The organism is Nonomuraea sp. NPDC050227, assembly GCF_044459705.1.
Classification (GTDB): Bacteria; Actinomycetota; Actinomycetes; order Streptosporangiales; family Streptosporangiaceae; genus Nonomuraea.
Map to the genome: position 1 here is coordinate 229,424 of NZ_JBITJF010000004.1, position 22,315 is coordinate 251,738.

Annotated in this window: 27 protein-coding genes; 12 read left to right on the forward strand and 15 right to left on the reverse strand. The window is 71.1% G+C overall.

All coding sequences use genetic code 11. The features are described 5' to 3' along the window. Positions 1-17: 17 nt before the first annotated feature. A complete protein-coding gene (locus ACIBK9_RS18115) occupies positions 18-362 on the reverse strand; it encodes a hypothetical protein (protein WP_397159373.1) in 345 nt (114 codons plus the stop codon). Between the two features lie 478 nt (positions 363-840). Next, positions 841-1,362, reverse strand: coding sequence for a MauE/DoxX family redox-associated membrane protein (locus ACIBK9_RS18120; protein ID WP_397159374.1), 522 nt, complete (start codon positions 1,360-1,362; stop codon positions 841-843). Between the two features lie 326 nt (positions 1,363-1,688). Here ACIBK9_RS18120 and ACIBK9_RS18125 point away from each other — a divergent pair, with 326 nt between their 5' ends. The 5 genes from ACIBK9_RS18125 to ACIBK9_RS18145 all read left to right on the forward strand — a co-directional run bounded on the left by ACIBK9_RS18125 (position 1,689) and on the right by ACIBK9_RS18145 (position 5,376). Continuing rightward, a complete protein-coding gene (locus tag ACIBK9_RS18125; protein ID WP_397159376.1) occupies positions 1,689-1,868 on the forward strand; it encodes a hypothetical protein in 180 nt (59 codons plus the stop codon). 71 nt (positions 1,869-1,939) lie between these two features. Then, positions 1,940-2,518, forward strand: coding sequence for a TlpA family protein disulfide reductase (locus tag ACIBK9_RS18130; RefSeq protein WP_397159378.1), 579 nt, complete (start codon positions 1,940-1,942; stop codon positions 2,516-2,518). A gap of 22 nt (positions 2,519-2,540) precedes the next feature. Then, on the forward strand, positions 2,541-3,077 hold the full coding sequence (locus ACIBK9_RS18135) for a hypothetical protein (RefSeq protein ID WP_397159380.1): 537 nt from the start codon (positions 2,541-2,543) through the stop codon (positions 3,075-3,077). Next, positions 3,074-4,900, forward strand: a complete 1,827-nt coding sequence (locus ACIBK9_RS18140; protein ID WP_397159381.1) for an ABC transporter ATP-binding protein — start codon at positions 3,074-3,076, stop codon at positions 4,898-4,900. Before ACIBK9_RS18135 ends, ACIBK9_RS18140 begins: the two co-directional genes overlap by 4 nt. Continuing rightward, positions 4,897-5,376: a S26 family signal peptidase gene (locus ACIBK9_RS18145; RefSeq protein ID WP_397159383.1), complete on the forward strand. Its 480-nt coding sequence runs from the start codon at positions 4,897-4,899 to the stop codon at positions 5,374-5,376. The genes ACIBK9_RS18140 and ACIBK9_RS18145 overlap by 4 nt, the downstream gene beginning before the upstream one ends. 38 nt (positions 5,377-5,414) lie before the next feature. On the opposite strand, the gene ACIBK9_RS18150 is transcribed toward ACIBK9_RS18145, so the two are convergent. Beyond that, positions 5,415-6,287 carry a PASTA domain-containing protein gene (locus ACIBK9_RS18150; protein ID WP_397159385.1) on the reverse strand — a complete coding sequence of 291 codons (873 nt, stop codon included), beginning with the start codon at positions 6,285-6,287 and terminating at the stop codon, positions 5,415-5,417. Further along, positions 6,284-6,784, reverse strand: a complete 501-nt coding sequence (locus ACIBK9_RS18155; protein ID WP_397159386.1) for a SigE family RNA polymerase sigma factor — start codon at positions 6,782-6,784, stop codon at positions 6,284-6,286. Before ACIBK9_RS18155 ends, ACIBK9_RS18150 begins: the two co-directional genes overlap by 4 nt. Before the next feature lie 285 nt (positions 6,785-7,069). Between ACIBK9_RS18155 and ACIBK9_RS18160 the strand changes: the two genes are divergently transcribed. Beyond that, positions 7,070-7,408 carry a beta/gamma crystallin domain-containing protein gene (locus ACIBK9_RS18160; protein WP_397159388.1) on the forward strand — a complete coding sequence of 113 codons (339 nt, stop codon included), beginning with the start codon at positions 7,070-7,072 and terminating at the stop codon, positions 7,406-7,408. A gap of 134 nt (positions 7,409-7,542) precedes the next feature. Continuing rightward, positions 7,543-7,665 (forward strand): hypothetical protein, encoded by a 123-nt coding sequence (locus tag ACIBK9_RS18165; protein ID WP_397159390.1) that lies wholly within the window; start codon positions 7,543-7,545, stop codon positions 7,663-7,665. On the opposite strand, the gene ACIBK9_RS18170 is transcribed toward ACIBK9_RS18165, so the two are convergent. Further along, a complete protein-coding gene (locus ACIBK9_RS18170; RefSeq protein ID WP_397159392.1) occupies positions 7,662-8,069 on the reverse strand; it encodes a hypothetical protein in 408 nt (135 codons plus the stop codon). The two genes, ACIBK9_RS18165 and ACIBK9_RS18170, sit on opposite strands and share 4 nt — an antisense overlap. A 289-nt stretch (positions 8,070-8,358) precedes the next feature. Between ACIBK9_RS18170 and ACIBK9_RS18175 the strand changes: the two genes are divergently transcribed. Next, positions 8,359-8,823, forward strand: a complete 465-nt coding sequence (locus tag ACIBK9_RS18175) for a GNAT family N-acetyltransferase (RefSeq protein ID WP_397159394.1) — start codon at positions 8,359-8,361, stop codon at positions 8,821-8,823. 148 nt (positions 8,824-8,971) lie between these two features. On the opposite strand, the gene ACIBK9_RS18180 is transcribed toward ACIBK9_RS18175, so the two are convergent. Beyond that, entirely contained in the window at positions 8,972-9,586 is a 615-nt protein-coding gene (locus tag ACIBK9_RS18180) for a TetR/AcrR family transcriptional regulator (protein WP_397159396.1), read from the reverse strand. A 136-nt stretch (positions 9,587-9,722) separates the two neighbouring features. Between ACIBK9_RS18180 and ACIBK9_RS18185 the strand changes: the two genes are divergently transcribed. Genes ACIBK9_RS18185 through ACIBK9_RS18195 form a run of 3 tightly spaced genes read left to right on the forward strand, consistent with a single transcriptional unit; the run spans position 9,723 to position 11,067 of the window. Then, positions 9,723-9,944: a hypothetical protein gene (locus ACIBK9_RS18185; RefSeq protein WP_397159398.1), complete on the forward strand. Its 222-nt coding sequence runs from the start codon at positions 9,723-9,725 to the stop codon at positions 9,942-9,944. Next, positions 9,941-10,675, forward strand: coding sequence for a carboxylesterase family protein (locus ACIBK9_RS18190; RefSeq protein WP_397159400.1), 735 nt, complete (start codon positions 9,941-9,943; stop codon positions 10,673-10,675). Before ACIBK9_RS18185 ends, ACIBK9_RS18190 begins: the two co-directional genes overlap by 4 nt. An 11-nt stretch (positions 10,676-10,686) precedes the next feature. Further along, on the forward strand, positions 10,687-11,067 hold the full coding sequence (locus ACIBK9_RS18195; protein ID WP_397159402.1) for a hypothetical protein: 381 nt from the start codon (positions 10,687-10,689) through the stop codon (positions 11,065-11,067). A gap of 204 nt (positions 11,068-11,271) precedes the next feature. On the opposite strand, the gene ACIBK9_RS18200 is transcribed toward ACIBK9_RS18195, so the two are convergent. From ACIBK9_RS18200 to ACIBK9_RS18225, 6 genes are all read right to left on the reverse strand, one after another. Beyond that, positions 11,272-12,012, reverse strand: a complete 741-nt coding sequence (locus ACIBK9_RS18200; protein ID WP_397159404.1) for a hypothetical protein — start codon at positions 12,010-12,012, stop codon at positions 11,272-11,274. Between the two features lie 165 nt (positions 12,013-12,177). Next, a complete protein-coding gene (locus ACIBK9_RS18205; RefSeq protein ID WP_397159406.1) occupies positions 12,178-12,318 on the reverse strand; it encodes a hypothetical protein in 141 nt (46 codons plus the stop codon). A gap of 287 nt (positions 12,319-12,605) precedes the next feature. After that, positions 12,606-13,949, reverse strand: coding sequence for an alpha-L-fucosidase (locus ACIBK9_RS18210; protein ID WP_397159408.1), 1,344 nt, complete (start codon positions 13,947-13,949; stop codon positions 12,606-12,608). A 10-nt stretch (positions 13,950-13,959) separates the two neighbouring features. Beyond that, complete coding sequence (locus tag ACIBK9_RS18215) at positions 13,960-14,781, reverse strand: carbohydrate ABC transporter permease (protein WP_397159410.1); 822 nt, start codon at positions 14,779-14,781, stop codon at positions 13,960-13,962. Continuing rightward, positions 14,771-15,607 carry a sugar ABC transporter permease gene (locus ACIBK9_RS18220; protein ID WP_357980176.1) on the reverse strand — a complete coding sequence of 279 codons (837 nt, stop codon included), beginning with the start codon at positions 15,605-15,607 and terminating at the stop codon, positions 14,771-14,773. The genes ACIBK9_RS18215 and ACIBK9_RS18220 overlap by 11 nt, the downstream gene beginning before the upstream one ends. Beyond that, positions 15,604-16,857, reverse strand: a complete 1,254-nt coding sequence (locus ACIBK9_RS18225) for an ABC transporter substrate-binding protein (protein WP_397159412.1) — start codon at positions 16,855-16,857, stop codon at positions 15,604-15,606. Before ACIBK9_RS18225 ends, ACIBK9_RS18220 begins: the two co-directional genes overlap by 4 nt. A gap of 100 nt (positions 16,858-16,957) precedes the next feature. Between ACIBK9_RS18225 and ACIBK9_RS18230 the strand changes: the two genes are divergently transcribed. Then, entirely contained in the window at positions 16,958-18,073 is a 1,116-nt protein-coding gene (locus ACIBK9_RS18230) for an ROK family protein (protein WP_397159414.1), read from the forward strand. A gap of 54 nt (positions 18,074-18,127) precedes the next feature. Here the strand turns inward: ACIBK9_RS18230 and ACIBK9_RS18235 are convergent, their stop codons facing one another. The 3 genes from ACIBK9_RS18235 to ACIBK9_RS18245 are packed head-to-tail and all read right to left on the reverse strand — an operon-like array spanning position 18,128 to position 21,987. Beyond that, the gene (locus ACIBK9_RS18235; RefSeq protein WP_397159416.1) at positions 18,128-19,300 is read right to left on the reverse strand and encodes an NAD(P)/FAD-dependent oxidoreductase; all 1,173 of its coding nucleotides are present in this window, start codon (positions 19,298-19,300) and stop codon (positions 18,128-18,130) included. A gap of 42 nt (positions 19,301-19,342) precedes the next feature. Beyond that, entirely contained in the window at positions 19,343-20,815 is a 1,473-nt protein-coding gene (locus ACIBK9_RS18240; RefSeq protein ID WP_397159418.1) for an amidohydrolase family protein, read from the reverse strand. Further along, complete coding sequence (locus ACIBK9_RS18245) at positions 20,812-21,987, reverse strand: MFS transporter (RefSeq protein WP_397159420.1); 1,176 nt, start codon at positions 21,985-21,987, stop codon at positions 20,812-20,814. The genes ACIBK9_RS18240 and ACIBK9_RS18245 overlap by 4 nt, the downstream gene beginning before the upstream one ends. Between the last annotated feature and the right edge of the window lie 328 nt (positions 21,988-22,315).

Here is a 22,315-nt window from a genome sequence, read left to right on the forward strand (position 1 = left end):
AAACCCACTGTGGGCGGTCACCAGCCGTCATCGACATCGTCGAGGTCTGTTGCGGGATCGTCGCCCTCGTCAGCCCCGTTGTTCTCGCCCGAAGAGGACGGCTCTTGCCAGTTGCCGGTCCGGAGGTCGTCCACCAGGCTGATGGTGGCAAAGATTCCGAAGGCCGCGGTGAAGAGCCCCATCAGCACATTCCAAGGGGTGGAGAGGTCCTCGCCCGCACCGTTGATTCCGTGGATCACTCCAGCGATCGTCAGCAGTCCCTCGACGGTCACTGCTGCCGCGAAGATCAGACACACTGCTGCGATGCAGCGTTGCTCGGTCGTGGGGCGTGTGCTGGGTGTTTCGTGCCCACGCTGCTTCATGTCGCTCAAAATATGGATGGGCCAGCGGCCCGCCTAGTGGCTGAAAGGGTGGGAATCGCTGCTGTCGCCTTCCCGTGCGCCCGCGTGCAGTGCACCCGCGTCAGGCCCTGTACCCACGCCGCCACCAGCGCCTGCTCCTGCGGCGGATGAGGTTGGCACCTCTGTGAACAGGGCCATGTCGCTAGTTGGCGGCTGGGGCCACCTCGGGGAGAAGGGCGCCGTCGAGGAGTTCCGGCGACGGGGCGGCGACGTCGTCCCCGAACCACGCAACCCCGCCGACGGCGACGCGGCCGTCATCCTGGCTGTCGTCGTGTTCGGGCCGCGCGGCGGCAGGCGACGGCCACCCACCCAGGGAGTACGTCGCCCTTCAGTACCCCTGAGGCGGGGCAAGCCGAACCCGCCGGACGACGACCGCTACCCGGCCGTCCGCCCGGCCCGCGTCGGCGAGTTCGTGAGCACGCTTCGCCTCCGACCCCGGTCAGCCGCGCAGCAGGGCGGTGAGGTCGTCCCAGCGCGACATGAGCAGCCCGGCGATGGCGCCGAAGACGCCGACGACGGCGGCGAGCGCGAGGTCGGCGGGCTGGGGGGCCGACGCGCCGGCCAGCCCGAGCAGGGCGACCGCGAGGAGAACGAGGTTGCGCACCACGTGCTGCACCCCCATGGGCGTGGTCGAGGCGCCGAAACAGCGGCACGACACGGCGGCCCCGCGCCGGACGACGCGCACGACGGCGACCGTGAGGCAGGCCAGCAACCCGGCCGCCAGCACGAACGCCGCCGTCCCCGCCCACGGCAGCGGGATCGCGGCCAGGACGACCACGAGGGCCTCCGCCACGGCGGCCGCGACGGCGACCGGCCGGGCCGCCGCGCCACGGGCGACCCTCATCGCCCTGACGGACTCGACGAACTCTCTCCAGGCCGTGCGGCTGGTCACCTTGCTCGCCAGCGCGAGCGCGAACGTGGTGAGCAGCAACAGCCGGCACGCCACGTCGACGTACTGCATGATCGCAACCTCACGAGTCGGGCAATGGGGATGACGGGCCGGAGTGCGGCCGGGACACGTCGGTCGTGGAGTCGCCGGCCCGCGCCGGGCTCGCCGAGGCCAGTGGGACGGATTCTTTCGGCTGATCCCTTACCGCCCGCATGTTGGCAGGTGATTCCCGTCCAGCGCAACACCCCGGATCGGCCGGCCGGGCCGCGGCGTCCGGAGAACCGGCGCTCTGCCTGGGCCGATGGAGGCCGTTGAGAAACCATTGAGAAATCGTTCAGGAGGGTGACGCATGCTGCGGCCACCAGCCCACCGACCGAAAGGAAGGCTTCATGCGTGCCATGACCAAATTGGCCGATCGGCTGCTGGAGATGGTCGCCCCGCACACCGTCGCCCGGGCGACCGACTGCGACTACCAGTGTTGCAGGGCGGACTACTGGAAGTACTGCTGCTACTACCCGAACGGCACCTCGCACTGCGGCTCCTGCATCACCAACTCGAGCGCCCAGTATTGGTGCTGAGACCGACCGGTGCCCGGCTGCCGTCCGGTGGCCGGGCGCCTCGTTCGTGCCCCCTCTCCGGGAGTTGGACAGTGTCCTACGCAATCGCCGTGCCGGCTCTCGCCGGCGTTCTGTTCCTGATGAACCTGGTGCTGGCGCTCGCGGTGCTGCGGCGCCTGCGCAGGCACACCGCCCGCATCGACCACCTGTACGAGGTCGTCGCCGGCACCCCCGACCTCGACGGCCCCGCCACGGGCGACCTGGTCGGCGACTTCTCCGCCACGGACCTGGACGCGGCCCCCGTGACGCGGGACTCGCTGCCGGAGGGCGGCGTGGTGGCCTTCCTGTCGCCCGACTGCGAGGGCTGCCGGGCGGAGCTGACCGAGCTGACCGCCTGGGCGGCCGGGCAGGACCGGTCGCGGGTCCTGGCGGTCGTGGACGCCCGCGCCGGGGACCCCGCCCGCATGGTCGCGGCGCTCTCCCCTGTGGCGCGGGTGGTGGTGGAGCGCGACCACGCGCACGTCGCCGAGGCCTTCGGGGCGCGGACCGTGCCGACCGTCTTCCGCGTCGCCGCGGGCGGGACGGTCCTGTCCCGCGTCCGCAGCGTCACGCGGCTCCCCGAGACCGCCGGGAGCCGCGGGGCCGAGCGGGCGGCGAGCAACCCGTCGTGAACGTCGAACCGGAGGTGAACCCGTGACCCCATTGCTGATCGTCTCGAGTCTGTTGTGCGTGTTGTGCCTGGCGGGCCTGGTGCTGATGCTGGGGTTGGCCCGGCGGCTGCAGGAGCACGGCAAGCTGCTCGACGCCCTGGACGAGGTCGTCGAGCAGCGCGGCGGGCCCGGCGCGAAGGGACTGGCGGCCGGTGAGGTGGCCGGCGCGTTCGACGTGCGGACGGTCGACGGCGACCGCGTCGCCCGCGACCTGCTGCCCGACGGCGCCGTGGTCGCCTTCCTGTCCTCCGACTGCGGCCGGTGCCGGACCGAGCTGCCCGAGCTGGCCTCCTGGGCGGCCCGGCAGGACCGGTCGCGGGTGCTCGTGGTCGTGGACGCCGAGCCGCTGGCCCGCACGCTCTCGCCGGTGGCCCAGGTGGTCGTCGAGCCGGACGGCGGGCCGGTGACCGGCGCGTTCCAGGTGGACTCCTTCCCCAGCTTCTTCCAGGTCTCGGCGGGAGGCGGTGTCCTGGCGCGCATCCGCGGCGTCGCCCAGCTGCCGGCCGGCTCGGCGGCATGACGGACGGGCCGGGCCCCCGCGTCCTGGCCGCCTGCGCGGCGCGGGGCGTCGGGCTGGTGTGGCGGGCCGCGCCGCTGTACGTCCTGGGGTACGTCACGGTCACGCTGGTGAGCGGCGTCACCCCGGTCGTGCTCGCGTGGCTGACCAAGGCGGTGCTCGACGGCGTCGCCACTGGGCGGGTCGCCTCGCTGCTCTGGCAGGCGGTGGCCGTCGCGGCCGTCACGACGCTGGCGGCCGGCGCCGCGCAGGCGGCCCAGTACCTGCGGGCCGAGGTCGACCGGCAGGTGTCGGTGCGGGCCAAGGCCGAGCTGTTCGCCGCGGTGTGCGGGTTCACCGGGCTTGCCAGGTTCGAGAGCCCGACCTTCCTGAACCGGCTGCGCATGGCCCAGCAGAGCGCCAGCAACCCGGGCAGGCTGGTGGACACCGCGCTCTCGACGACCAGCAGCGTGATCACCGTCGCCGGGTTCGTCGGGTCGCTGGTGGTGATCAGCCCGGCCTTCACCGGGCTGGTGCTGCTGTCGGCGGTCCCGGCGCTGCTGATCGAGCTGCGGCTGGCCCGCCAGCGGGTGGACATGATGTGGCGCATCGGGCCGGCCGAGCGCCGGGAGATGTTCTACGCCCACCTGATGTCCACGACCGACGCGGCCAAGGAGATCCGGCTGTTCGACCTCGGGTCGTTCCTGCGGCTGCGCATGCTGGGCGAGGCGTGGACCGCCATCAGGGCCCGCCGGACGATGGACCGGCGCGAGTTCGGGATGCAGGCGGGCCTGGCGGGCGCGTCGGCGCTGGTCGCCGGGGCCGGCATGGTGTGGGCGATCCTGGCGGCCGGCCAGGGGCGGCTGAGCGTGGGCGACGTGGCGATGTTCGTGGCGGCCGTCGCGGGCGTGCAGGCGGCGCTGAACGTCACCGTCTCGGCCGGGACGATGGCCCACGAGCAGTTGCTGACCTTCCACCACCACGTCACGATCCTGGACTCGGGCCCGGGGCTGCCCTCGCCCGCGCGGCCCGTCCCGCTGCCGGCGCTGCGCCGCGGCGTCGAGCTGCGCGACGTGTGGTTCCGCTACAGCGACGAGCACCCGTGGGTGCTGCGCGGCGTCGACCTGTTCATCCCGTACGGGCACACGGTCGCGCTGGTCGGGCGGAACGGCGCGGGCAAGAGCACGCTGGTCAAGCTGCTGTGCCGGTTCTACGACCCGACCCGCGGCGCGATCCTGTGGGACGGCGTGGACATCCGGGACGTGACCCCCGGGACGTTGCGCGCCCGCATGGGGGCGGTGTTCCAGGACTTCGTCTCCTACGAGCTGACCGCGGCCGACAACATCGCCGTGGGCGACCTCACCGCGGAGGGCGATCGCGACCGCCTGGAGCGCGCCGCCCGCGAGGCCGGCGTCCACGACGCCCTCTCCGCCCTGCCGCACGGCTACGACACGATGCTGAGCCGCGAGTTCGCGCCGGAGCAGGACGAGGAGGAGGACGGCGTGCTGCTGTCCGGCGGGCAATGGCAGCGGCTGGCGCTGGCCAGGGCCTTCCTGCGGCGCGACGCCGACCTGATGATCCTGGACGAGCCGAGCGCCGGCCTCGACGCCGAGGCCGAGCACGAGGTCCACCGGCAGCTCGCCCGCCTGCGGGCCGGACGGACCAGCGTCGTCGTCTCCCACCGGCTCGGCGCGATCCGCGACGCCGACGACATCGTGGTGCTCGGCGACGGCGTGGTCACCGAGCTGGGCACGCACGGCGAGCTGATGGCCCTGGACGGCACGTACGCCCGGCTGTTCACCCGGCAGGCCAGCGGCTACCGGGACGACGTGGAGGTGCCCGGATGATCGTCGCCGGCCTGGTCGCCGGGCTCGGGGCGATCGGGCTCGGGGCGATCGGGCTCGGGCTCGCCTGGCTGCGGCGCGCGTACGTGGTGGTGACCGTGGAGGGGGAGAGCATGCTGCCCACCTACCGGCCCGGGGAGCGCGTGCTGGTGCGCAGGGCCGGGCCGCGACGGCTGCGCACCGGCCAGGTCGTCGTCCTGGCCCGGCTCGTGGAGGCGGCCGAGGACGGGCAGGCGCGCTGGATGATCAAGCGGCTCGCGGCCGTCCCCGGCGACCCCATTCCCCGCGCGACCGTGCCCGCCCTTCGCACCGCGCCGGGAACGCGCGTCCCGGACGGCCATCTCGTCGTGCTGGGCGACAACCCGCGGCGCTCGCTCGACTCCCGCCGCACCGGCTACCTGACCGCCGACCGGCTGCTCGGCGTGGTGCTGCGCAAGGTCGAGAGCACGGACGCCCCTCGGGCCCTGCGCGCACCATGATCGGACGAGCGCGGCTCCGGGCGCGGAGCCGGCGCGCGTCACCGGACCGGGCGGATGCCTTTCGCGATCTTCCGCAGCTCACTCATGGCGTCGATCTCCTTGGCGTACTCGGGGCCGATGAGCACCTTGACGGCCAGGTCCTTGCGGAGCTTCCAGGTGACCGAGGGCGTGACCGGGCCGCCGGCGGCTCCCGAGTCGCCGTCCCTGGACAGCCGCGCGGGCCTGCCGTCCAGGTCCACCGTCTCGGTCCGGGGTTCTGGCCGGAAGTCGTACAGGGCGTTCGCGGACGCGTCGTGGGCCACGATCACCTGGACGGCGTAGCCGTCCTGCCGGATGCCCGGCTTCCGGTAGCTGGTGGTGTAGCTCCTGCCGGGGCCGATCACGTCGTCTTTCGACCATTTGCCCCATTCGAGCCCGTCCGGCAGGTAGGTGAGCTGGATGCCGCCGAACTTCCGCCCGTCGCCGAGGTCTCCCAGGGCCTGCGGCGTCGGCGCGGGCGGCAACTGGACATGCAGCGTGACCGTACTGCCCCGCGCGACGACCTGGCCGGCAGCCGGTTCCTGCGTGCCCACCAGGCCGTTGTCGCTCCGCATCCCGGCGAGCGCGACCTTCAGCCCGGCATCGTGGAGCGCCTTGGCCGCCTCGGTGGCGCGCCGGCCCGTTACGTCGGGCACGGTCACGTCGTCGCGCATCACGACCTGGTTCGGGCCGTTGTCGGCGGGTTCGCCGGGATTCAGCATCATCGGCACGGTCACGGCCACGGCCGCCGTGACGATCGCCGCGCCCGCCACGCGGAGCCTGGTCACGCGGGCGCGGTGCCCCCGGCGTACGGCGCTGCCCAGTCCGGGCCCGGCCTGAACCTCGGCGACGTGCGCCGCCATGGCGTCGGCGAGGTCGTCCTCGATCGTCATCTCGTCACTTCCCTTGCGACATCCATGTTCTGGCGGATCCTGGCGAGCCCGCGCGCGGCCTGGCTCTTGACCGTCCCGGCCGAGCAGCCGAGCAGGGCCGCGGTGGCCTGCTCGGACTGGTCCTCCCAGTAGCGCAGGACGAGCACGGCGCGCATCCTGGGCGGCAGCCTGCGCAGCTCACTGATGAGCGTGTCGCGCAGGTCGAGGTCGGGAGAGTCGGCGGCGGTCTCGGGCGGCCGGGCGAACATGATCTCCCGGACGACCCTGCGCCGCCGCGCCCTGCTGATCGCCGCGTTCACGACGACCTTCCTCGCGTATGCCTCGGGGTTGTCGTGCCTGATCCGAGGCCAGTTCCGGTAGACCTTCTCCAGCGCGTGCTGGACCAGGTCCTCGGCGTCGTGCCGCGTCGCCCCGCACACCAGGATCGCGGTACGCAGCAACGAGGTGCTTCTGGTGGCGAGGAAGTCGTCGAAGGCAGCCTCGTCGTCATCTGTCATCAGTGAAGGTCCCCTTTCGCCCTCCCCAACGCGCGAGCCCGCCCGGAGGTTGAGTGCCTTCCCGAAGATTCGAGGTCGCACGACGACGCCGTCCGCGCGCAGGGACGCCGGCTCCGGTGGGACCTGGCAGCCGTCCATGGGCACAGCGGGCCGCCCGGCTGAGCCTCCGCGCTCTCGTAAGCCACAACATCGTTTCGTTGCGGACAGTAACCAATCAAGCACTCACCGTTCATAGTGGGTGAGCAGCGCTTGCTGCCCCTTGGATCCCCGGAAGGAACCACAATCGTGCGACGCACACTGACCACCTTGGCCACATTCACCGCAGCCGCCGCACTGACCATCACCGTCCCCGGGGGCCCCGCCTTCGCCATCGACCACGTCGAGTGCCGGGGCGGCGAGAACTTCCTGAAGATCTGGTCACACTCCGGCGGACGCCAGAGCGTTGACTGCTACGCCAACAGGGGCAGGACGGACTTCGGTGGATGGTGGGTCGACCGGATCTCCACCGGCAACAACGATCTGATCTACTACGACGCCAACGGCGACTCGGTGAGGATCAATCGCTGGACCGAGATCAGCTTCCCGAATCGCCCTCCGAAGGTAGCCTCCATCGAGATCCTGTGAGACGTCGCCGTCCGGGGCGGCCGCCGGACGGCAGCCCGCTGATCGCCCGCCACGGCACCTAGCGCCGACGTCAGGCATCTACTTCACGCGGTGTGGTGTCCGCGCCGGATGAGCGCCACGGCATCCTCGCCTTCATGACCGAGAAGAAGACGACGGCGTGGGTCCGGCACATGATGGTCGAGGTGGACTACGAAGCCGACCAGGTGGTGCGCGTGGTCACGCTGCCGGAGGAGATCCGGCCTCCAGACCGGGTCTAGGCCTCCTCGCATGCGATCTCGGGCGGGCAGCTGACCTTCGCGCCGCCGAACCTGACCCGGGTACCGCCAGGCACGCTCAGCCGGTAGTCGGCGCCGCAGTCGCCGCCCCCGCATTCGTAGTCGATGGTCATGCGGTGCTCGCTCCACGACTCGATGTGGCGCTTGGGGCCGGTCCAGCGCAGCCTGCGGTCGACCACGACCTCGCCCGCCGGCCCGGTGACCACGGTGATCGTCACCGGGCCGCTGGAGTCGACCTCCAGCTCGTCTCCGGTCAGTCGGTACGTGCCGCGGGTGGTCTCCGAAGCGGGCACAACCGGCTCGCGGCTGTTGCCGTGGATCAGTGTCGCGCCCCCGGCGATAGCGCCGGCAGCCAGCAGGGCGGTGGCTCCGAGGATCTTCTTCATGCCTCAAAGGTAGGAACTCGCGGCCCCGGCGAACGATGGTGCTGCTTTCCCACTTGAGGGTGGTGCTGGCACCACCCTCGAACCGGGGCCTTGGGGTGCTACCCCCTGACCTGCGCCTGAGGGCGTTCCGGAAACGGTCGTCTGCGGGACGGTCGGCACCTCTCCCCCAAGCCTGCGCGACCTGGCCTGTCGAAACGCAGCTGCGACGAAGTACATCCGAAGGCTGCTGGCCAGGTCTGGGGTATCCGTGCACCATGAGGGATCTTGTCAGGAGAGGAGGATCGCGCCCATGAACACCGACAACTTCGGTGCACTGTCTGTTCGAGCCGGCGGAGCGGTCGATGCCGAGGCCCTCGTGATCCTGGATTCCGTCGCGAGATCCGATGGTGGCGAGCGGCGCGGCAGCATCGAACGTTGGTGTCGCGACGGGTCCGTCCTTGTCGCCGGCACCCCGGCCGGGCTGGTCGGCTACTGCGTCGTCGAGTACACCTTCTTCGAGCAGGGGTTCGTGACGATGCTCATGGTGGCTGAGCCGGCCCGGGGTCATGGCGTTGGCGAGAGGCTGCTGCGCGCTGCAGCAGCCTCATGCCGGACCGCGAAGCTGTTCACCTCAACGAACCTGTCCAACCATCCCATGCAGCGACTGCTCCAGCGGGTTGGCTGGCAGCCGGTAGGGATGGTGCACGGCCTCGATGAAGGTGATCCTGAGGTCTTCTACCTCTGTACTTCTCCGAGCACCGAAAGTGCAGAGTGATTCCGGACAGTGCACGGACGTGCTGGGCGTTGGCGGGCGCACACCTTTGAGCGGGGCGTCCTGACGGCCTCGGATGGCAGGCGGGACGTGGCGGTGCACCAGGCGGAGGCGATCGGCCGCCGGCGCCGGTCCCGGGCCCCCTCTACCGTCACATCCTCGACGTGGTGGTGGTGAAGACGCGGGCAAGCTGGTGGTCGATCATGGCTACGGCGTCCTCGGCGGACCGCTGCCTCAGCAGAACGCTCGACTGCATCCCCTCGGCGCCTGCCACCAGGAACGCGGCCTCGGCCGCGGCGTCGATGTGCGAGGGCACCTGGCCGGACTCCTGCCCTTGCACGAGCAGGCCGGTGACCAGGTTCTCCAGCGCACGCGGTGCGTCTTGGGCGACCTTGGCCAGGGCGGGGTCGGTCAGGAAGCGGACGAAGTAGGCGGCGTACACCAGGTGCCGGCTGCGTCGTTCCTCATCCAGCGGAAGCAGCTCGAACAGCACTCCGCGCACGACCGCGTGCATGCCGGGCGCTTCGCCGAGCTTTGCGAGGCGTTCGCGGGCCCGCTGCTCGGCATCGTCGTTGAGGATCTCCAGCGCGCCGAGCAGCAGCTCATCGCGGGTGCCGAAGTAGTACTGCAGCAGCCGGGCGGACACCCCGGCCTCCGCGGCGACCTGCCTCAGGGTGACGTCTTCCAGGCCACCGCGGGTAGCCAGGCGCCAGACGGCTTCTGCGATCTGGCGGCGGCGCTGGTCGTGGTCCACCTGTCGGGGCATGCCGTCCTTCCTCGCGAATCGTTTGTGGTGCGATCGTACCAAGACCGATGTTATGGTTCGATCGCACCACAACCTGTGGAGGGCGTGTTCACGCCTGCCGTCACTGCCTTTCGGGGCGATGGGAGACAAAGCGCACATGAAGCACGTCACCGTGCTGATCATTGGCATGCTGCTGCTGGTCCTGGGAGCACAAGGTGCCATCCGGCTGCTCGCCGACCACGACAACGCCGGGCTGCTCGCATGGCTGCCCGGTGGATTCGCGGTGTGGCTGGCGTGTTACGCGGTGGCCGCCGTCACCGGAGCCTTGCTGGCCGGCTGGGGCAGCAAGAAGGCCAAGCAGAGCGGCCACGGGCGATGACCGGCCGCACTCCGGCGCCGGCCGCGATCGTCACCCTGCTGGCAACCGCATGGACGCTCGTGGCGGGCGGCACCGCCGCCCATGCCGACGGCATCTCCGACCCGGTCGTCATGACGGCGTCGGGCAAGGTCCAGGGCACGAATCAGAATGGGGTCCGCCGCTTCCGCGGCATCCCGTACGCCGCCTCGCCCACCGGAGAGCGGCGCTGGCAGCCACCCCGGCCGGCGAGTTCCTGGACTGGCATCCGTGACGCGACGAAGGCAGGACCGGCGTGCATGCAGCCGGAGGCGCCTGACATGCCGAAGGGCACCCCGCAGAGCGAAGACTGCCTGACCCTGGAGGTGACCACACCCGTCCGGCCCGGCAAGGGGCGGCCGGTCATGGTCTGGGTGCCCGGCGGCGGTTTCATCACCGGCGCCGGCTCGATCTACGACCCGGCCCGGCGGGTCAAGACCGGCGACATCGTGGTCGTGACGGTCAACTACCGGCTCGGCGTGTTCGGCTTCTTCGCCCAGCTCGGCGAGGCCGGCAACTTCGGCCTGCAGGACCAGGTGGCGGCGCTGCGCTGGGTGCGCGCCAACATCGCCGCGTTCGGCGGCGATCCCGGCAAGGTCACCCTCGCCGGAGCCTCGGCCGGCGCGATGAGCACCTGCACCCTCAGCCCGCACTCTCCTCCTGGCATCCGATCGAGACGATCCAAGGCGCCGGCCAGGCCCTGGCCGAGCAACTGAACTGCGCCGACGTGGCCTGCCTGCGCCGTAAGAGCGCCGCGGAGCTGCTGCCGCACACCGCCCGGTTCCCGCTGCTCGCCTACGGCACCAGCCTCGTCCCGCAGGAGCCGGCCAAAGTCTTCGCCGCAGGCAAGCAGGCGGCCGTACCGCTGCTGCAAGGCAACACCCGCGACGAGCACGTCGAGTTCACCCTGGCCGTCTACCCGCACGGCATCACCGCCCGCCAGTACCCGGCCATGCTCACAACCGCCTTCGGAGCGGCCGCACCACGTGTCGAGCTGCTGCAGCTCCTCAACGCAAGCCTCATCCTGCTGGTCGGCGCCCTCCTCCAACGGTCCCTGCCCCCAGCACTCCCCGCAACGGCGACGACAGGCACCCAGGCTGCCCGCTGAACGACGCAAGACCCTTTCCGCACACCGAGGCCGACCGGAGCCGCTAGCCACCCCCGCGCCGCTGGGGAGAGGACCGCGGCGCCGCGGTCGTCGATGACGGGGCGTCCGACCTCCAAAGTCCGTCTTCAGGGAAGAGCGCCTTCGTCGGCTCCCGCCGGTCGAGGACGTCCTCGACCGCCCCGCGCGTCACGCCGCTGGTTCGCCTTACTCAAGATCCCTTACCTGGCCGAAGCTGCCGAGTCTGCCGGGAGACGGATCCGTCGGGTCATGGTCAGCCCGGCGGCCGAGGCGCAGATCAGGGCGATCGGGATCCACGCGGGGTCGGCGGCCAATCAGCAGTAGCCGGCGAGTCGCCCTGTCGGCGGTGCGCCAACGGGCGCCGAGTGAGGCCAGCACGAGCAGAACGGCTGTGGCCGAAAGGACGACGGCCGCGGGCTGCATCCACGCAGCGGCCTCCCACGGCAGGCTCATCGGATTGCCGCCCGCGCCGCCGTCACTGCGCGGCCAGTTGTCTCCCGCCAGCACCGTGGAGGTCACTCCGGTCGCCAGCGCCGACACCCACACGACGCTTCGCCGGCGCACCACGCCGTCTGGGTACAGGGCCACGGCGATCAGGAGTATCAGCCACGTCTGCGGCACCCACAGCCAGTACGTCAGCCAGTAGTCGAATCCGACACCGTCGCCGATCTCGACCATCGGCAGCCCGAGCTCTTTCCACAGCTCCAAGACCGGCTTGACCGTGCCCAGCACCCCGCTGACCAGGAAGACCGAGCCGACACTTCTGGTCGCTGGGTGACCGGCCAGCCAGCCGCCCGCCACCAGCGCGCTCACCACCAGGAGTGTCACGCCGATACCGGGCGGGTCGTCCCTGGCTGCGTCGATCACGTAGTGCGTCACCGTCGCGGCGAGGGCGAGCCCCACGCCCGGCCAGATCGCGGCACGCATGCCATGCTCCTTATGCCGTACGGGCTACCGGCCGCCCACGTGCCGCATGCCGCCCGTGGAACGGACGCCGCCGCCCACGCTCGCGGCCCAACCGCGCGTGTCGCTGTGTCTCGTCATGATGGCGAGCCTGCCAGCGCCCCTTGGCCGACCACAAGCCCGGCGGCCTCAGAGCTCGTTCTGCATCCAGTACTCGATGGTGCGCTTGCGTCCCTTGAGATCGAAGATGACTGTGTAGTTCGCGCCCTTCTTGGCTTTGATCTTCAGGTAGTGCTTCCGGCCGTTGCCGCAGGAGCCCGCGCCCTTCACCCGCCAGCCGCCGGCCCACAGACAGCTACGAGGGCGGCGTCCCGGCCGCAGGCTGGATGACGTCGACCAGGTCGGCGGGCAGCACCGGGAACTGCGGCGGCGCGGTCACCCGCGCCCATGCCTGTGGGCGGGGGAGTCATGAGGGCTCTCATCTCGTCAGGGCCGGGAGGCGGCGGTTACGCGACGGGGGCGGTGGACCGGCCCGCCCGGCGAGCGCCGGTCCCCCTACCTCCAGTCCCGTCAGCCTTCCGCGCCGATGGCGCGGTCGCGGCCCATCGGGTCCCCGTTCAGACGCCGGGCGCCAGCCTGAGGACGGCGGCAGGCAGCCCGCGCAACGCCTCGGGGACGACGACCCCGCCGGAACGGTCCACCGCGGCCGGGCCGTCACCCCAGGTGGCTCCGGCCCGCGCCCGTTCGACCAGGTCGCCGGCGAGCGTCAGCCGTCCCGCGGCCGGGTCCAAGGCGATCACGTGGAGGGCGCCGTCGGGGGCGGCGGTGTAGCGGACCGGGTCGCCGACGGGCTCGGCGTGCCGGACCCACGGCCGGGTGCCGTAGATCGCCTCGCCGTGGGCCGCCAGCCAGGCGCCCAGGTGGCGCAGCCGTTCGACCTGGGACTCCGGCAGCGAGCCGTCGGCCCGCGGCCCGATGTTGAGCAGCAGGTTGCCGTTCTTGGCGACGGTGTCGACCAGCAGGTGGACGAGCTCGTCCGGCCGGACGAGATGGCGCTCGTCCTCGGCCCGGTTGAAGCCGAACGACTGGCCGAGCCCGCGCGTGGCCTCCCACACCCACGGGGAGGTCTGCTGCTCGGAGACGTACTCGCGGGTGCGCGAGCCCAGGTGCGGCACGCCCCAGCGATCGTTCACGATGCCCTCGGGCACCCGCTCGTAGTAGTGCTCGAACAGCGCCTGCAGGCTGTGCGGCCCGGCCGCCTTGCCCGAGTCGGGCCAGTCGATGTCGTTCCACAGCACGTCGGGGGAGTGCCGGTCGATCAGCTCCATGGCCTGCTCGAAGCAGTAGCGCGCGAACGCCTCGTCGTTGCGGCGCAGCGTGAACAGGTCCGTCATCGACTGGATCGGCGGGAAGTCGGACACGTGCCAGTCCAGCGCGCCGGAGTAGTACAGGCCGAACCGCAGGCCCGCCGCCCGGGCGGCGCGGTCCAGCTCGGCGATCAGGTCGCGGCGGGGGCCGCGGCGCGCGCTGCTGAAGGCCGTGGTGGCGGTGTCCCACAGGCAGAATCCGTCGTGGTGCTTGGCCGTGGGCACGACGTAGCGCGCGCCGGATCCCGCGATCAGCCGCATCCAGGCCGCCGGGTCGAACGCCTCCGCCCGCCAGGAGTCGGCCAGGTCCTCGTACGGGGTGCCGACCCCGTACTCCCGCTCGTGGAAGGCGCGGGCGGGCGAGCCGGGGATGCGGACGGTGTTGGCGTGCCATTCGGCGTACTGGTGGTGGCTGAACTCCAGCTCCACGGGCACGTGCTCGCCGGGCAGCCGGGCGGTCGCCCACGCGGGCACCGAGTACAGGCCCCAGTGGACGAAGACGCCGAACTTGGCGTCCCTGTACCAGTCGGGCACGTCCCTCGCCGGGTAGTCGGCGCCCAGGTCGGGGCCTACACGGCGGTCGAAAAACAGCACTATGGTCCTTTCAGCGGCCGGCGAGACCGGCGGTGGCGATGCCCTTGACCAGATGCTTCTGAAGGGCGAGGAGGAGCAACAGCGTCGGCAGGATGGACACGATGGAGGCGGCCATCACCAGATGCCACTGGTTGCCGTTCTGGCCGAAGAACAACTGCAGGCCGAGCGGCACGGTGCCGCGCTCGGTCACGTCGTTGACCATGATGAGCGGCCACAGGAAGCTGTTCCAGTAGTTGATGAAGGTGAACACGGCCAGCACCCCGAGCGCGGGCCTGGCCAGCGGCAGCATGATGGACAGGAAGATCCGCACCTCGCTCGCGCTGTCGATGCGCGCCGCCTCCTGCATCTCGCGCGGCACCGAGCGGAAGAACTGCCGCAGCAGGAACGTCCCGAACGCGGTGAAGGCCCACGGGAAGATCAGCGACTGGTAGCTGTCCACCCAGCCGAACTTCTGCATGAGGATGAACATGGGCACGACCAGCACCTCCTGCGGCACCATCAGCGTGGCCAGGAACAGCAGGAAGACGCCGTCCCGGCCGCGCCAGCGCAGCGAGGCGAAGGCGTAGGCGGACAGGGCGGAGGCGGCCAGCACGACCAGCGTCCCCACGCCCGCCACCAGCACGCCGTTGAGGATGTAGCGCTGGAACGGCACGTACGTGAACACGTCGCCGAAGTTCTGCCACCGGATCCGCGAGCCGACCAGCGACCCGGGATCGCTGAACGTCTCGCCCGCCGGCTTCAGCGCGGTGGCCACCGCGAAGACCAGCGGATAGAGGAAGGCCAGCGTCACCGCCGCCAGCAGCACGTGGGAGACGACGGATCTAACTCTCATAGTGCACCCACCGCCTCTGCCCGAGGAACTGCGCGGCGGTCACGAGCAGGATGATCGCGAACAGCACCCACGCGCCCGCCGCCGCCAGCCCGAGCTCGCGCGACTGGAACCCGGCCTGGTAGACGGTCATGACGAGCGTCTCCGTGGCGTTGCCCGGCCCGCCGGCCGTGAGGATGTACGGCTGCGTGAACACCTGCAACGAGTTGATCACCGTCATCGTCGTGGCGAAGAACAGCGCCGGCGAGATCAGCGGGAGCTGCACGCTGACCAGCTTGCGCAGCCCCGTGGCCCCGTCGAGCGAGGCCGCCTCCAGGACCGACGGCGACATCTCGTTGATCGCCGCGGAGAAGACGATCAGGTTGTACCCGAACCCCTGCCAGACGCTCATGGCCACCACCGACACCAGCGCGGTGCGCCCGTCGGCCAGCAGGTTCGGCTCGGTGCCGACCATCTGGAACAGCAGCTTCCAGATGACCGCGTTGGCCACCATCGGTGTGATCGCCGGGATGAAGAACAGCACCCGCCACAGGTTCTGCCACCGCGACCTGCTGATCCAGAACGCCAGCGCCAGCGCCAGGACGATGTTGAGCGGCACGTACAGGCCGGTGAAGACGAACGTGTTGCGCAGCGCGGACAGGAAGGCCGGGTCCTCGCCGAACAGGTAGCGGAAGTTCTCCAGGCCGATGAAGCTGCTCCCGCCCAGCATCGGCCAGTCGAAGAAGCTCATCACCACGGCCATGCCGACCGGGAACAGGGTGAACAACCCGAGGCCGAGCACGCTGGGCGTGGCGAACCCCAGCGCGCTCCACTGCTCTCGTGACCTCACTGCCCGCGCGCCCCCTGCTGCTGGATGGTGGCGAGCGCCTCCTTGGCGCCGCTCGCGCCGGTGTAGACCTGGAGCAGGTGCTGGGCCATGAGCTTGGTGACGTCGTCCCAGTTCTTGGTGGTGAACAGCGGCACGCCGCCGGCCACCGCCTCCTTGAGCGCCGACACCGCCGCCCGCACGTCGTCGGCCTTGTCCTGGTTCTTGCCGACCAGGAAGTTCTCGTACGCCGACTGCTCGGAGGTCATCGCGGGGAAGCCGCGCCCCTCGCCCGCCAGGTACGCCTGCGCCTGCTTGCCGCTGAGCACGGAGACCGCCTTGACCGCCTGCTCCTTGTACGGGCAGCCCTTGGCCACCCCGAACCCGGAGTTGGCCACGTACGTCTTCGCGCCCCCGGCTCCGGCGGGAAGCTGCGCGATGCCCACCCGGAACTTGGCGCTCTTGATCGTGGATCCGATGTTCCAGGAGCCGTCGACCGCCATCATGGCGTTGCCGTTGACGAACTGCGTCTCGCCCCAGCCCAGCTCCGCCGACCCGGCCGGCACGCTGGCCGCCTTGTTCCCGGCCAGGCCCGCGTACCAGGTGGTGGCCGCGACCATGGGCTCGCTGTCGAGCTGCAGCTTCACGTCGTCGGTGACCGGCTTGGCGCCGTTGTAGGACAGCAGCATCGACAGCAGGTGCAGGTCGGAGAAGGACATGCCGAACCCGTACTTGCCGCCGGTGGTCAGCTTCCTGGCGGCCTGCTCGAAGTCGGCGGTGGTCCAGCCGGGCTTGGGCTCGGCCAGGCCGGCCTTGGCGAAGGCGTCCTTGTTGTAGTAGAGGAGCATCGGGCCCAGGTCGTAGGGGAGGGCCAGTTGCCGGCCGTTCATCTTCAGCGCGTCCAGCGCCGCGGGGGCGAAGCCTTCGGGAGCGGTGAGGGGTTCGAGGAGATCGGCGTAGGCGCCCAGGCGCAGGCTCTGCATGGAGACCAGGCACGGCTGCTCGCCCGCGGCGAACTCGGTCTGCAGCTTGGTGAAGTAGGCGTTGAAGGGCGCGGTCCGCAGGTTGATCCTGATCTTCGGGTCCTGCTGGGTGACCATCTTGGCCAGGTGGTCGAGCTGGGCCTTCTCCTCCTCACTGCCCGCCCACATCTCCCAGTCGAGGGTGACCGTACCGTCGTCCTGTTTGGCGCCGCCCGCCGTGCCCGCCCCGCCGCCGCCGCACGCGGTGACGCCGGCGAGGAGTGCGAGCCCCGCGGCCAGGAGTGCCTTCATGGGGGGACCTCCGTCAAGGTATATTTTTCGGGGTCGAATTTATTATTGATGCGGAACCCTAGGCTTGTTCCGGAACACACGTCAAGAGGGAGGACCGCGGATGCGCGAGGACCTGGCCAGGACGGAGATCCTGACGACGCTCGGGTCCGGGCCGCTCAACCGCACCCAGCTCGCCCTCAGGCTGGGGCTCGGCGCGGCGACCGTGACCGAGCACAGCCGGCGCCTCATCGAGCTCGGCTACGTACGCGAGCTGGCGCCGCAGGCGGCCGGGCGTGGTCGCCCGAAAGTGCCCCTTGAGCTGGTGCCGGACGCCGCCTACACGCTCGGCCTGCGGGTGCACCACACGCACGTGGTCGGCGTGCTCATGCGGCTCAACGGCAGCGAGGCGCGCCGCTTCACGGTGCCCTTCGACCCCCGTGCCGACCCCGTCGGGCAGCTCGCCGCCGTGTGCGCCCGCGAGCTGGCCGACCCCGCCGCCGGCGGCCGGGTGCGCGGCATCGGCCTGGCCGTCCCCGGCGTGATCGACCAGGCCAGGGGGATCGTGCGCATCTCGCCGCACCTGGGCTGGTCGGACCTGCCGCTGCGGCCCCTGCTGGCCGAACGCCTGCCGGTTCCCGTCCTCATCGACAACGACACCCGCGCCAGCACCAGCGCCGAGCTGCTCTTCGGCGCCGGGTGCGACCACGACGACTTCCTGGTGCTGGCCGTCGGCGGCGGCATCGGCATGGGCATCGTGCTCGGGCGGCGCATCCATCGCGGGCCCGACGGCGTCGCGGGCGAGTTCGGGCACGTGCCGATCGACCCGCAGGGGCCGCCCTGCGTGTGCGGGCGGCGCGGCTGCCTGGAGTCCTACGCGGCCGACTACGCCCTGGCCGCCCGCGCGTACGAGCGCGGGCTGACGCCGGCGCCGGTGCCGGTGGCCGAGCTGCCCCGGCTGGCCGCCGAGGACGTGCCGGGCGTGCGCGACCTGATGGCCGAGGCGGGGGCGGCGCTCGGGAGGGCGGCCGCGGGCGTGGTGAACGTCCTGGCCGTACGGGCGCTGGCGGTGATCGGCGAGAGCCACGTGCTGTGGCCGTATCTGGAGCCCGGGTTCCGGCCGGCGGTGGAGAGCGGCGTGCTGTCGGGAGTGGAGATCATGGTCCGCCCCTGGGACGACAGCGGTCACGCCCGCGGCGCCGCCACCCTGGCCCTGTCGGCCACGGTCGCCGCCCGCTGACCGGCGGCTCCTCGCGCAGTCCGCCAGGGGGCGCAGCACCAGGGACGCGTGCCGTCAGCTCGCCGGGGTGTCATGGGAGAACCGTTCCGGGCGGAAGTCGGCGAGCGTCTCGTCCCTCCTTCCGGTGACGATCTCCGATGCGAGCAGCCGGCCGATCACCGGCCCGAGCGTGATGCCGCTGTGGGAGACGGCCTCGTAGTAGCCCGGAATGGACGGCACCGCTCCCACCGAGGGGTGTCCGTCGCCCGGGATGGGCCGGTCGACCACCCGTGTCCCGACGATGCGGGAGTCCTCGAACCCGCGAACGACGTGCCGCGCCGACTCGTGCAGCAGCCGTTCGAGCGCCGCCGGATCCTCGCCGGTGTCGATGAGCGCGTCGACCTCGCGGCTGTGGAGGACCACCGAAGCGTCTCCGTCAGGACGGATCGCGACGCGCGGCGCGTGCATGGTCCGGCGGATCGGCGCCTGGGCACACTCGATCCGGGTGACGAGGCCGGGCTCCCGGCGCATCGGCAGGTGCCGCGCGAGGAGCCCGGCGACGTGGGCGGCGCCGGGTCCCGCGGCGTTCACGACGACGTCGACGTCGAGACGGCTGCCGTCGGACAGGACGACGGCCTGTACGCGCCCGTCGGAGCCGGTGCCGACGTCATGGACCGTGGTGCCGAACCGGTGCTCGGCGCCGGCCGCGACGGCCTGGCCGACCAGGCGGCCGACGAGATGGCGTCCGTGCACCCAGGCTTCGTCGGGAAAGAACACGACCGGAACCTCGTCGGCCACCGTGAGCGCGGGTTCGAGGCGGCGTGCCTCGGCTCCCGTGCGTACCTCGGCCCGGTAGCCCCAGCCGGCCAGCAGCCCGGCCGTTTCCAGGAGGCTCGCCTCCGTCGCGGGGTCGTCCGCCCAGCGCAGGTGGCCGCCGGGGTGCCACCATGGGTCCGGCCCGATGATCCCGGCAAGCTCGCGGTACGCCGCCATGCTCGCGACGTTCAGGTCGAAGTAGGACCTGCTCGCGGTCTTGGCGCTGGCGTTGACCCACGAGAACGACCAGTCGGTGACCCCTTCACCCGGCCGGCCCGCGTCGACGAAGACCACCTTGACGCCGTGCCGTGCCACATTCCAGCCCACGCAGGCTCCGAGAACGCCCACCCCGATGACAGCAACACATCCAGGCCGCTCCACGACCTGATTCTCGCACGAACAGCGGATCACGTGGCAGCACGTCAAGGCCATGATGGCGGTCGGCCTTGTCGACCAGGCGGCCCTGGGCAGGCATCAGGCTCTGACGGCGCGCCCGGGCAGGGCGGTCGGCAGCAGCTGCTCGTCGCGGACCACGAACTGGCCGCCGACGAGGACGTGCACGAAACCGGAGGAATGCCGGACCGTCTCGGTGTAGTCGGCCTGGTCGCTGACGGTCTCGGGGTCGAAAACGGTCAGGTCGGCGTCGCAGCCCGGCTGAACGCGACCTTTGCGCCGCATCGCCGGGACGCCTGAGCCCACGACGTCGGCGGGGACGAGTGTGCACCGGCGCACAGCCTCAGGCAGCGACAGGACGCCGTCCTCACGGACGAGCCTGCGTAGCGTCCGGCCGTAGGTGCCGGCAGTACGGGGGTGGGTGACGGCGTCGGGACGGAGCGGCCAGGAGAGCGGGTCAGGCGCTCCGGAGCGCCACAGGAGGGGTACGGCGTCGGTGGCGACGGCGGCGTCGGTGAAGGTGAGGGCCCGCCGGATGTAGTCGAACTGGGCGGGGTCGTCCTCGTCGAGCAGGTGGACGAAGGCGGCCGAGCCGGGTGCGCTCTCGCGGACCCGGCGCAGGGCGTCGGCGTCGGGGATACGGCCCTCGGCGCCGAGCAGGCCGATGGAGTGCGGGGTCAGTCCGCGCCGGTGGAGGAGTTCCGGGGCGAGGAAGGCCGCGCCGATGCCGGTCATGCCCGCGCCGTAGGGGTAGGCCTCGGTGGTGACGCGCGAGCCTTCGGCGCGTACCTTCTCCACCAGTCCGAGCACGCGGTCGACATGGCGTATGGAGGTGCTGTTGACGTGGCAGTAGTGCATGTGCGCGCCGGTCTCGGCGGCGGCGCGGACGATCTCTTCAGCGCCGTCGACGGGAGTGGTGGGGTCCATCTCGACAAGTTCGCGGGCGTGGGTGTACGTGGGCAGCCCGGCGCGGGCGGCGAGGGCGGCCATGGCGAGGTACTCGGAGGGGTCGATGCGAGGCGCGTAGCCGACGAGGATTCCGATGCCGAGCGCGCCGTCGCCGAGGTCACGCTCCAACATGCCGGCGATGCGGTCGACGGTCTGCCGCGGGGCGGCACGCTGCCATTCCTCGCGACCGATGTTGGCGAGGAAGTCGGTCGTCAGGTCGCCGTCGGTGTCGAGGCCGAGGAGGACGGCCATGCGGGCCACGGCCCAGGAGGTGGCGAAGCCGTAGTTGAGCGGCCTGCCCTCGGTCTCGGCTCTGCGGTAGGCGGCGGCGACCGGGTAGGCGCCGGCTTCGAGTTCCAGGACGGTGGTGACGCCGTCGAGTGCCTGCAGGCGGTGGCCGGCGACGTCCGTGCTGTGGCTGTGCAGGTCGATGAAGCCCGGGCTGACGACCAGGCCGGTCGCGTCGACACGGGTGACGCCGTCGAGCGGCTGGTCGGAGACGGCCTGGATGACCCCGCCGTTGACGCCGACGTCGCGCACGGCATCCAGACCGGTCTCGGGGTCGATGACCCTTCCGCGGGCCAGGACCAGATCGTATGTCGTCACGCGAGCTCCTTCGTTGCGAGGCTGAACTGCTCAGGGCGCTGGGGCACGATCAACGCGATCAGCGCGCCGAGGACAGTGGTGGCGATGAGCAGGCCGAAAGCGGCGGTGTAGGAGAACCTGTCGACCAGGAAGCCCATGAGGACGGGGGCGAGGACGCCGGCGATCTGACCGCCGACGTTGACGATGCCCATGCCGGATCCGATGACGGCGGGCGGCAGGGCGCGCACGGGCATGCCGAGGATGCCCATCGAGGAAAGGCCCGCCACCCCCATGGCGAGGGTCTGGTAGATGGTGAACCCGACAGCGGAGTCGGCCATCAGCATGAGCACCAGGAGCACGGCGGTGACCAGCAGCAGGGGGATGACGTAGAGCCGGGCTCTGTCATGGAAGAAGCGGTCGAACAGCCAGCCGCCGAGGAAGACGGTCGCGCACATGACCAGGCCGGGGATGGCGGACATGACGCCGGTGTTGATGAGGGAGATTCCGCGCTCCTCCAGCAGGTAACTCGGCACCCATGTGATCAGGCCGTAGCCGAGCATGTTGGTGGCGCAGAAGAGGGCGGCGAACTTCCAGACCGACGCCGAGCGCATCACGGCGCCGAGGCCGAGCCCCTTGTCCTGAACGATGTCGGAGCCGTTGAGGTGGGCGGGCAGCGCCTTGGGCAGCAGCTTCCAGAGCAGAACCCCGATGGCGACGCCGGCGGCGGCGGTGACCCAGAAGGTGTGGCGCCAGCCGAGGACGAGGATGAGCGGCGCGACGATGAGCGGGGCGACGCCGGCGCCGAGCTGGTTGGAAGCGAGCATGGCACCGGCGGCGGTGGCGCGGACGGCGGGCGTGGTGCGTTCGGCGATGGCCTTGAAGGACGCGCCGGGGAACAGGCCCTGGCCGACGCCGAAGAGGGCACGGATGACCAGGAGAGATGCCAGGCCCCAGGCGATGCCGGTGAGGGCGGTGAAGACCGACCAGAGCAGCAGGGAGACCATGAGCTGGCGTCGGGCGCCGAACCGGTCGGCGAGGATGCCGCCCGGTATCTGGCACAGCAGATAGACCAGGGAAAAGGCGGTGATCAGCCAGCCTTGCTCGGTCTTGGTGAGTGCGAAGTCCTCGCCGATGAACGGCAATGCGACGGCCATCATCACCCGATCGACGTAGTCGATCACCCAGACACCCATGAGCAGCCCTACGGTGACGGTCGCCGTCCTGCGTATCTGCGCAGGGGCCAGGGGGCGAGTGTCTTCGGCGAGTCCCATTCACAGACCTCCGGAGCTTTCACGTCAGTGTTCCAGCAACCCTCCATCACGTGACCCGGGAGTGCTTCGTGCAGGGACATGAAGTCGGAGCCGCCAGCGGTGCAATTGCACCAAGCTCGGTCCGCCGACGTTGGCCATCTGTTACGGGATTCGTTCCACAACAGGTGTTCCGGAAAGGGGCTGCCGGGACGCGTTGCGGAACGTAACATCCCGAGGATGGGAATCGGAAGCGATCAGCACTGCAGCCGGC

Bases quoted from the DNA above. Each gene is read 5' to 3' on its own strand.
- ACIBK9_RS18140 (WP_397159381.1), top strand. From the start codon at position 3,074: ATGACGGACGGGCCGGGCCCCCGCGTCCTGGCCGCCTGCGCGGCGCGG.
- ACIBK9_RS18230 (WP_397159414.1), top strand. From the start codon at position 16,958: ATGCGCGAGGACCTGGCCAGGACGGAGATCCTGACGACGCTCGGGTCC.
- ACIBK9_RS18155 (WP_397159386.1), bottom strand. From the start codon at position 6,784: ATGACAGATGACGACGAGGCTGCCTTCGACGACTTCCTCGCCACCAGA.
- ACIBK9_RS18215 (WP_397159410.1), bottom strand. From the start codon at position 14,781: ATGAGAGTTAGATCCGTCGTCTCCCACGTGCTGCTGGCGGCGGTGACG.
- ACIBK9_RS18235 (WP_397159416.1), bottom strand. From the start codon at position 19,300: ATGGCCTTGACGTGCTGCCACGTGATCCGCTGTTCGTGCGAGAATCAG.
- ACIBK9_RS18125 (WP_397159376.1), top strand. From the start codon at position 1,689: ATGACCAAATTGGCCGATCGGCTGCTGGAGATGGTCGCCCCGCACACC.
- ACIBK9_RS18190 (WP_397159400.1), top strand. From the start codon at position 9,941: ATGACCGGCCGCACTCCGGCGCCGGCCGCGATCGTCACCCTGCTGGCA.
- ACIBK9_RS18145 (WP_397159383.1), top strand. From the start codon at position 4,897: ATGATCGTCGCCGGCCTGGTCGCCGGGCTCGGGGCGATCGGGCTCGGG.
- ACIBK9_RS18170 (WP_397159392.1), bottom strand. From the start codon at position 8,069: ATGAAGAAGATCCTCGGAGCCACCGCCCTGCTGGCTGCCGGCGCTATC.
- ACIBK9_RS18175 (WP_397159394.1), top strand. From the start codon at position 8,359: ATGAACACCGACAACTTCGGTGCACTGTCTGTTCGAGCCGGCGGAGCG.
- ACIBK9_RS18200 (WP_397159404.1), bottom strand. From the start codon at position 12,012: ATGCGTGCCGCGATCTGGCCGGGCGTGGGGCTCGCCCTCGCCGCGACG.
- ACIBK9_RS18180 (WP_397159396.1), bottom strand. From the start codon at position 9,586: ATGCCCCGACAGGTGGACCACGACCAGCGCCGCCGCCAGATCGCAGAA.
- ACIBK9_RS18150 (WP_397159385.1), bottom strand. From the start codon at position 6,287: ATGACGATCGAGGACGACCTCGCCGACGCCATGGCGGCGCACGTCGCC.
- ACIBK9_RS18225 (WP_397159412.1), bottom strand. From the start codon at position 16,857: ATGAAGGCACTCCTGGCCGCGGGGCTCGCACTCCTCGCCGGCGTCACC.
- ACIBK9_RS18115 (WP_397159373.1), bottom strand. From the start codon at position 362: ATGAAGCAGCGTGGGCACGAAACACCCAGCACACGCCCCACGACCGAG.
- ACIBK9_RS18185 (WP_397159398.1), top strand. From the start codon at position 9,723: ATGAAGCACGTCACCGTGCTGATCATTGGCATGCTGCTGCTGGTCCTG.
- ACIBK9_RS18120 (WP_397159374.1), bottom strand. From the start codon at position 1,362: ATGCAGTACGTCGACGTGGCGTGCCGGCTGTTGCTGCTCACCACGTTC.
- ACIBK9_RS18165 (WP_397159390.1), top strand. From the start codon at position 7,543: ATGACCGAGAAGAAGACGACGGCGTGGGTCCGGCACATGATGGTCGAG.
- ACIBK9_RS18245 (WP_397159420.1), bottom strand. From the start codon at position 21,987: ATGGGTGTCTGGGTGATCGACTACGTCGATCGGGTGATGATGGCCGTC.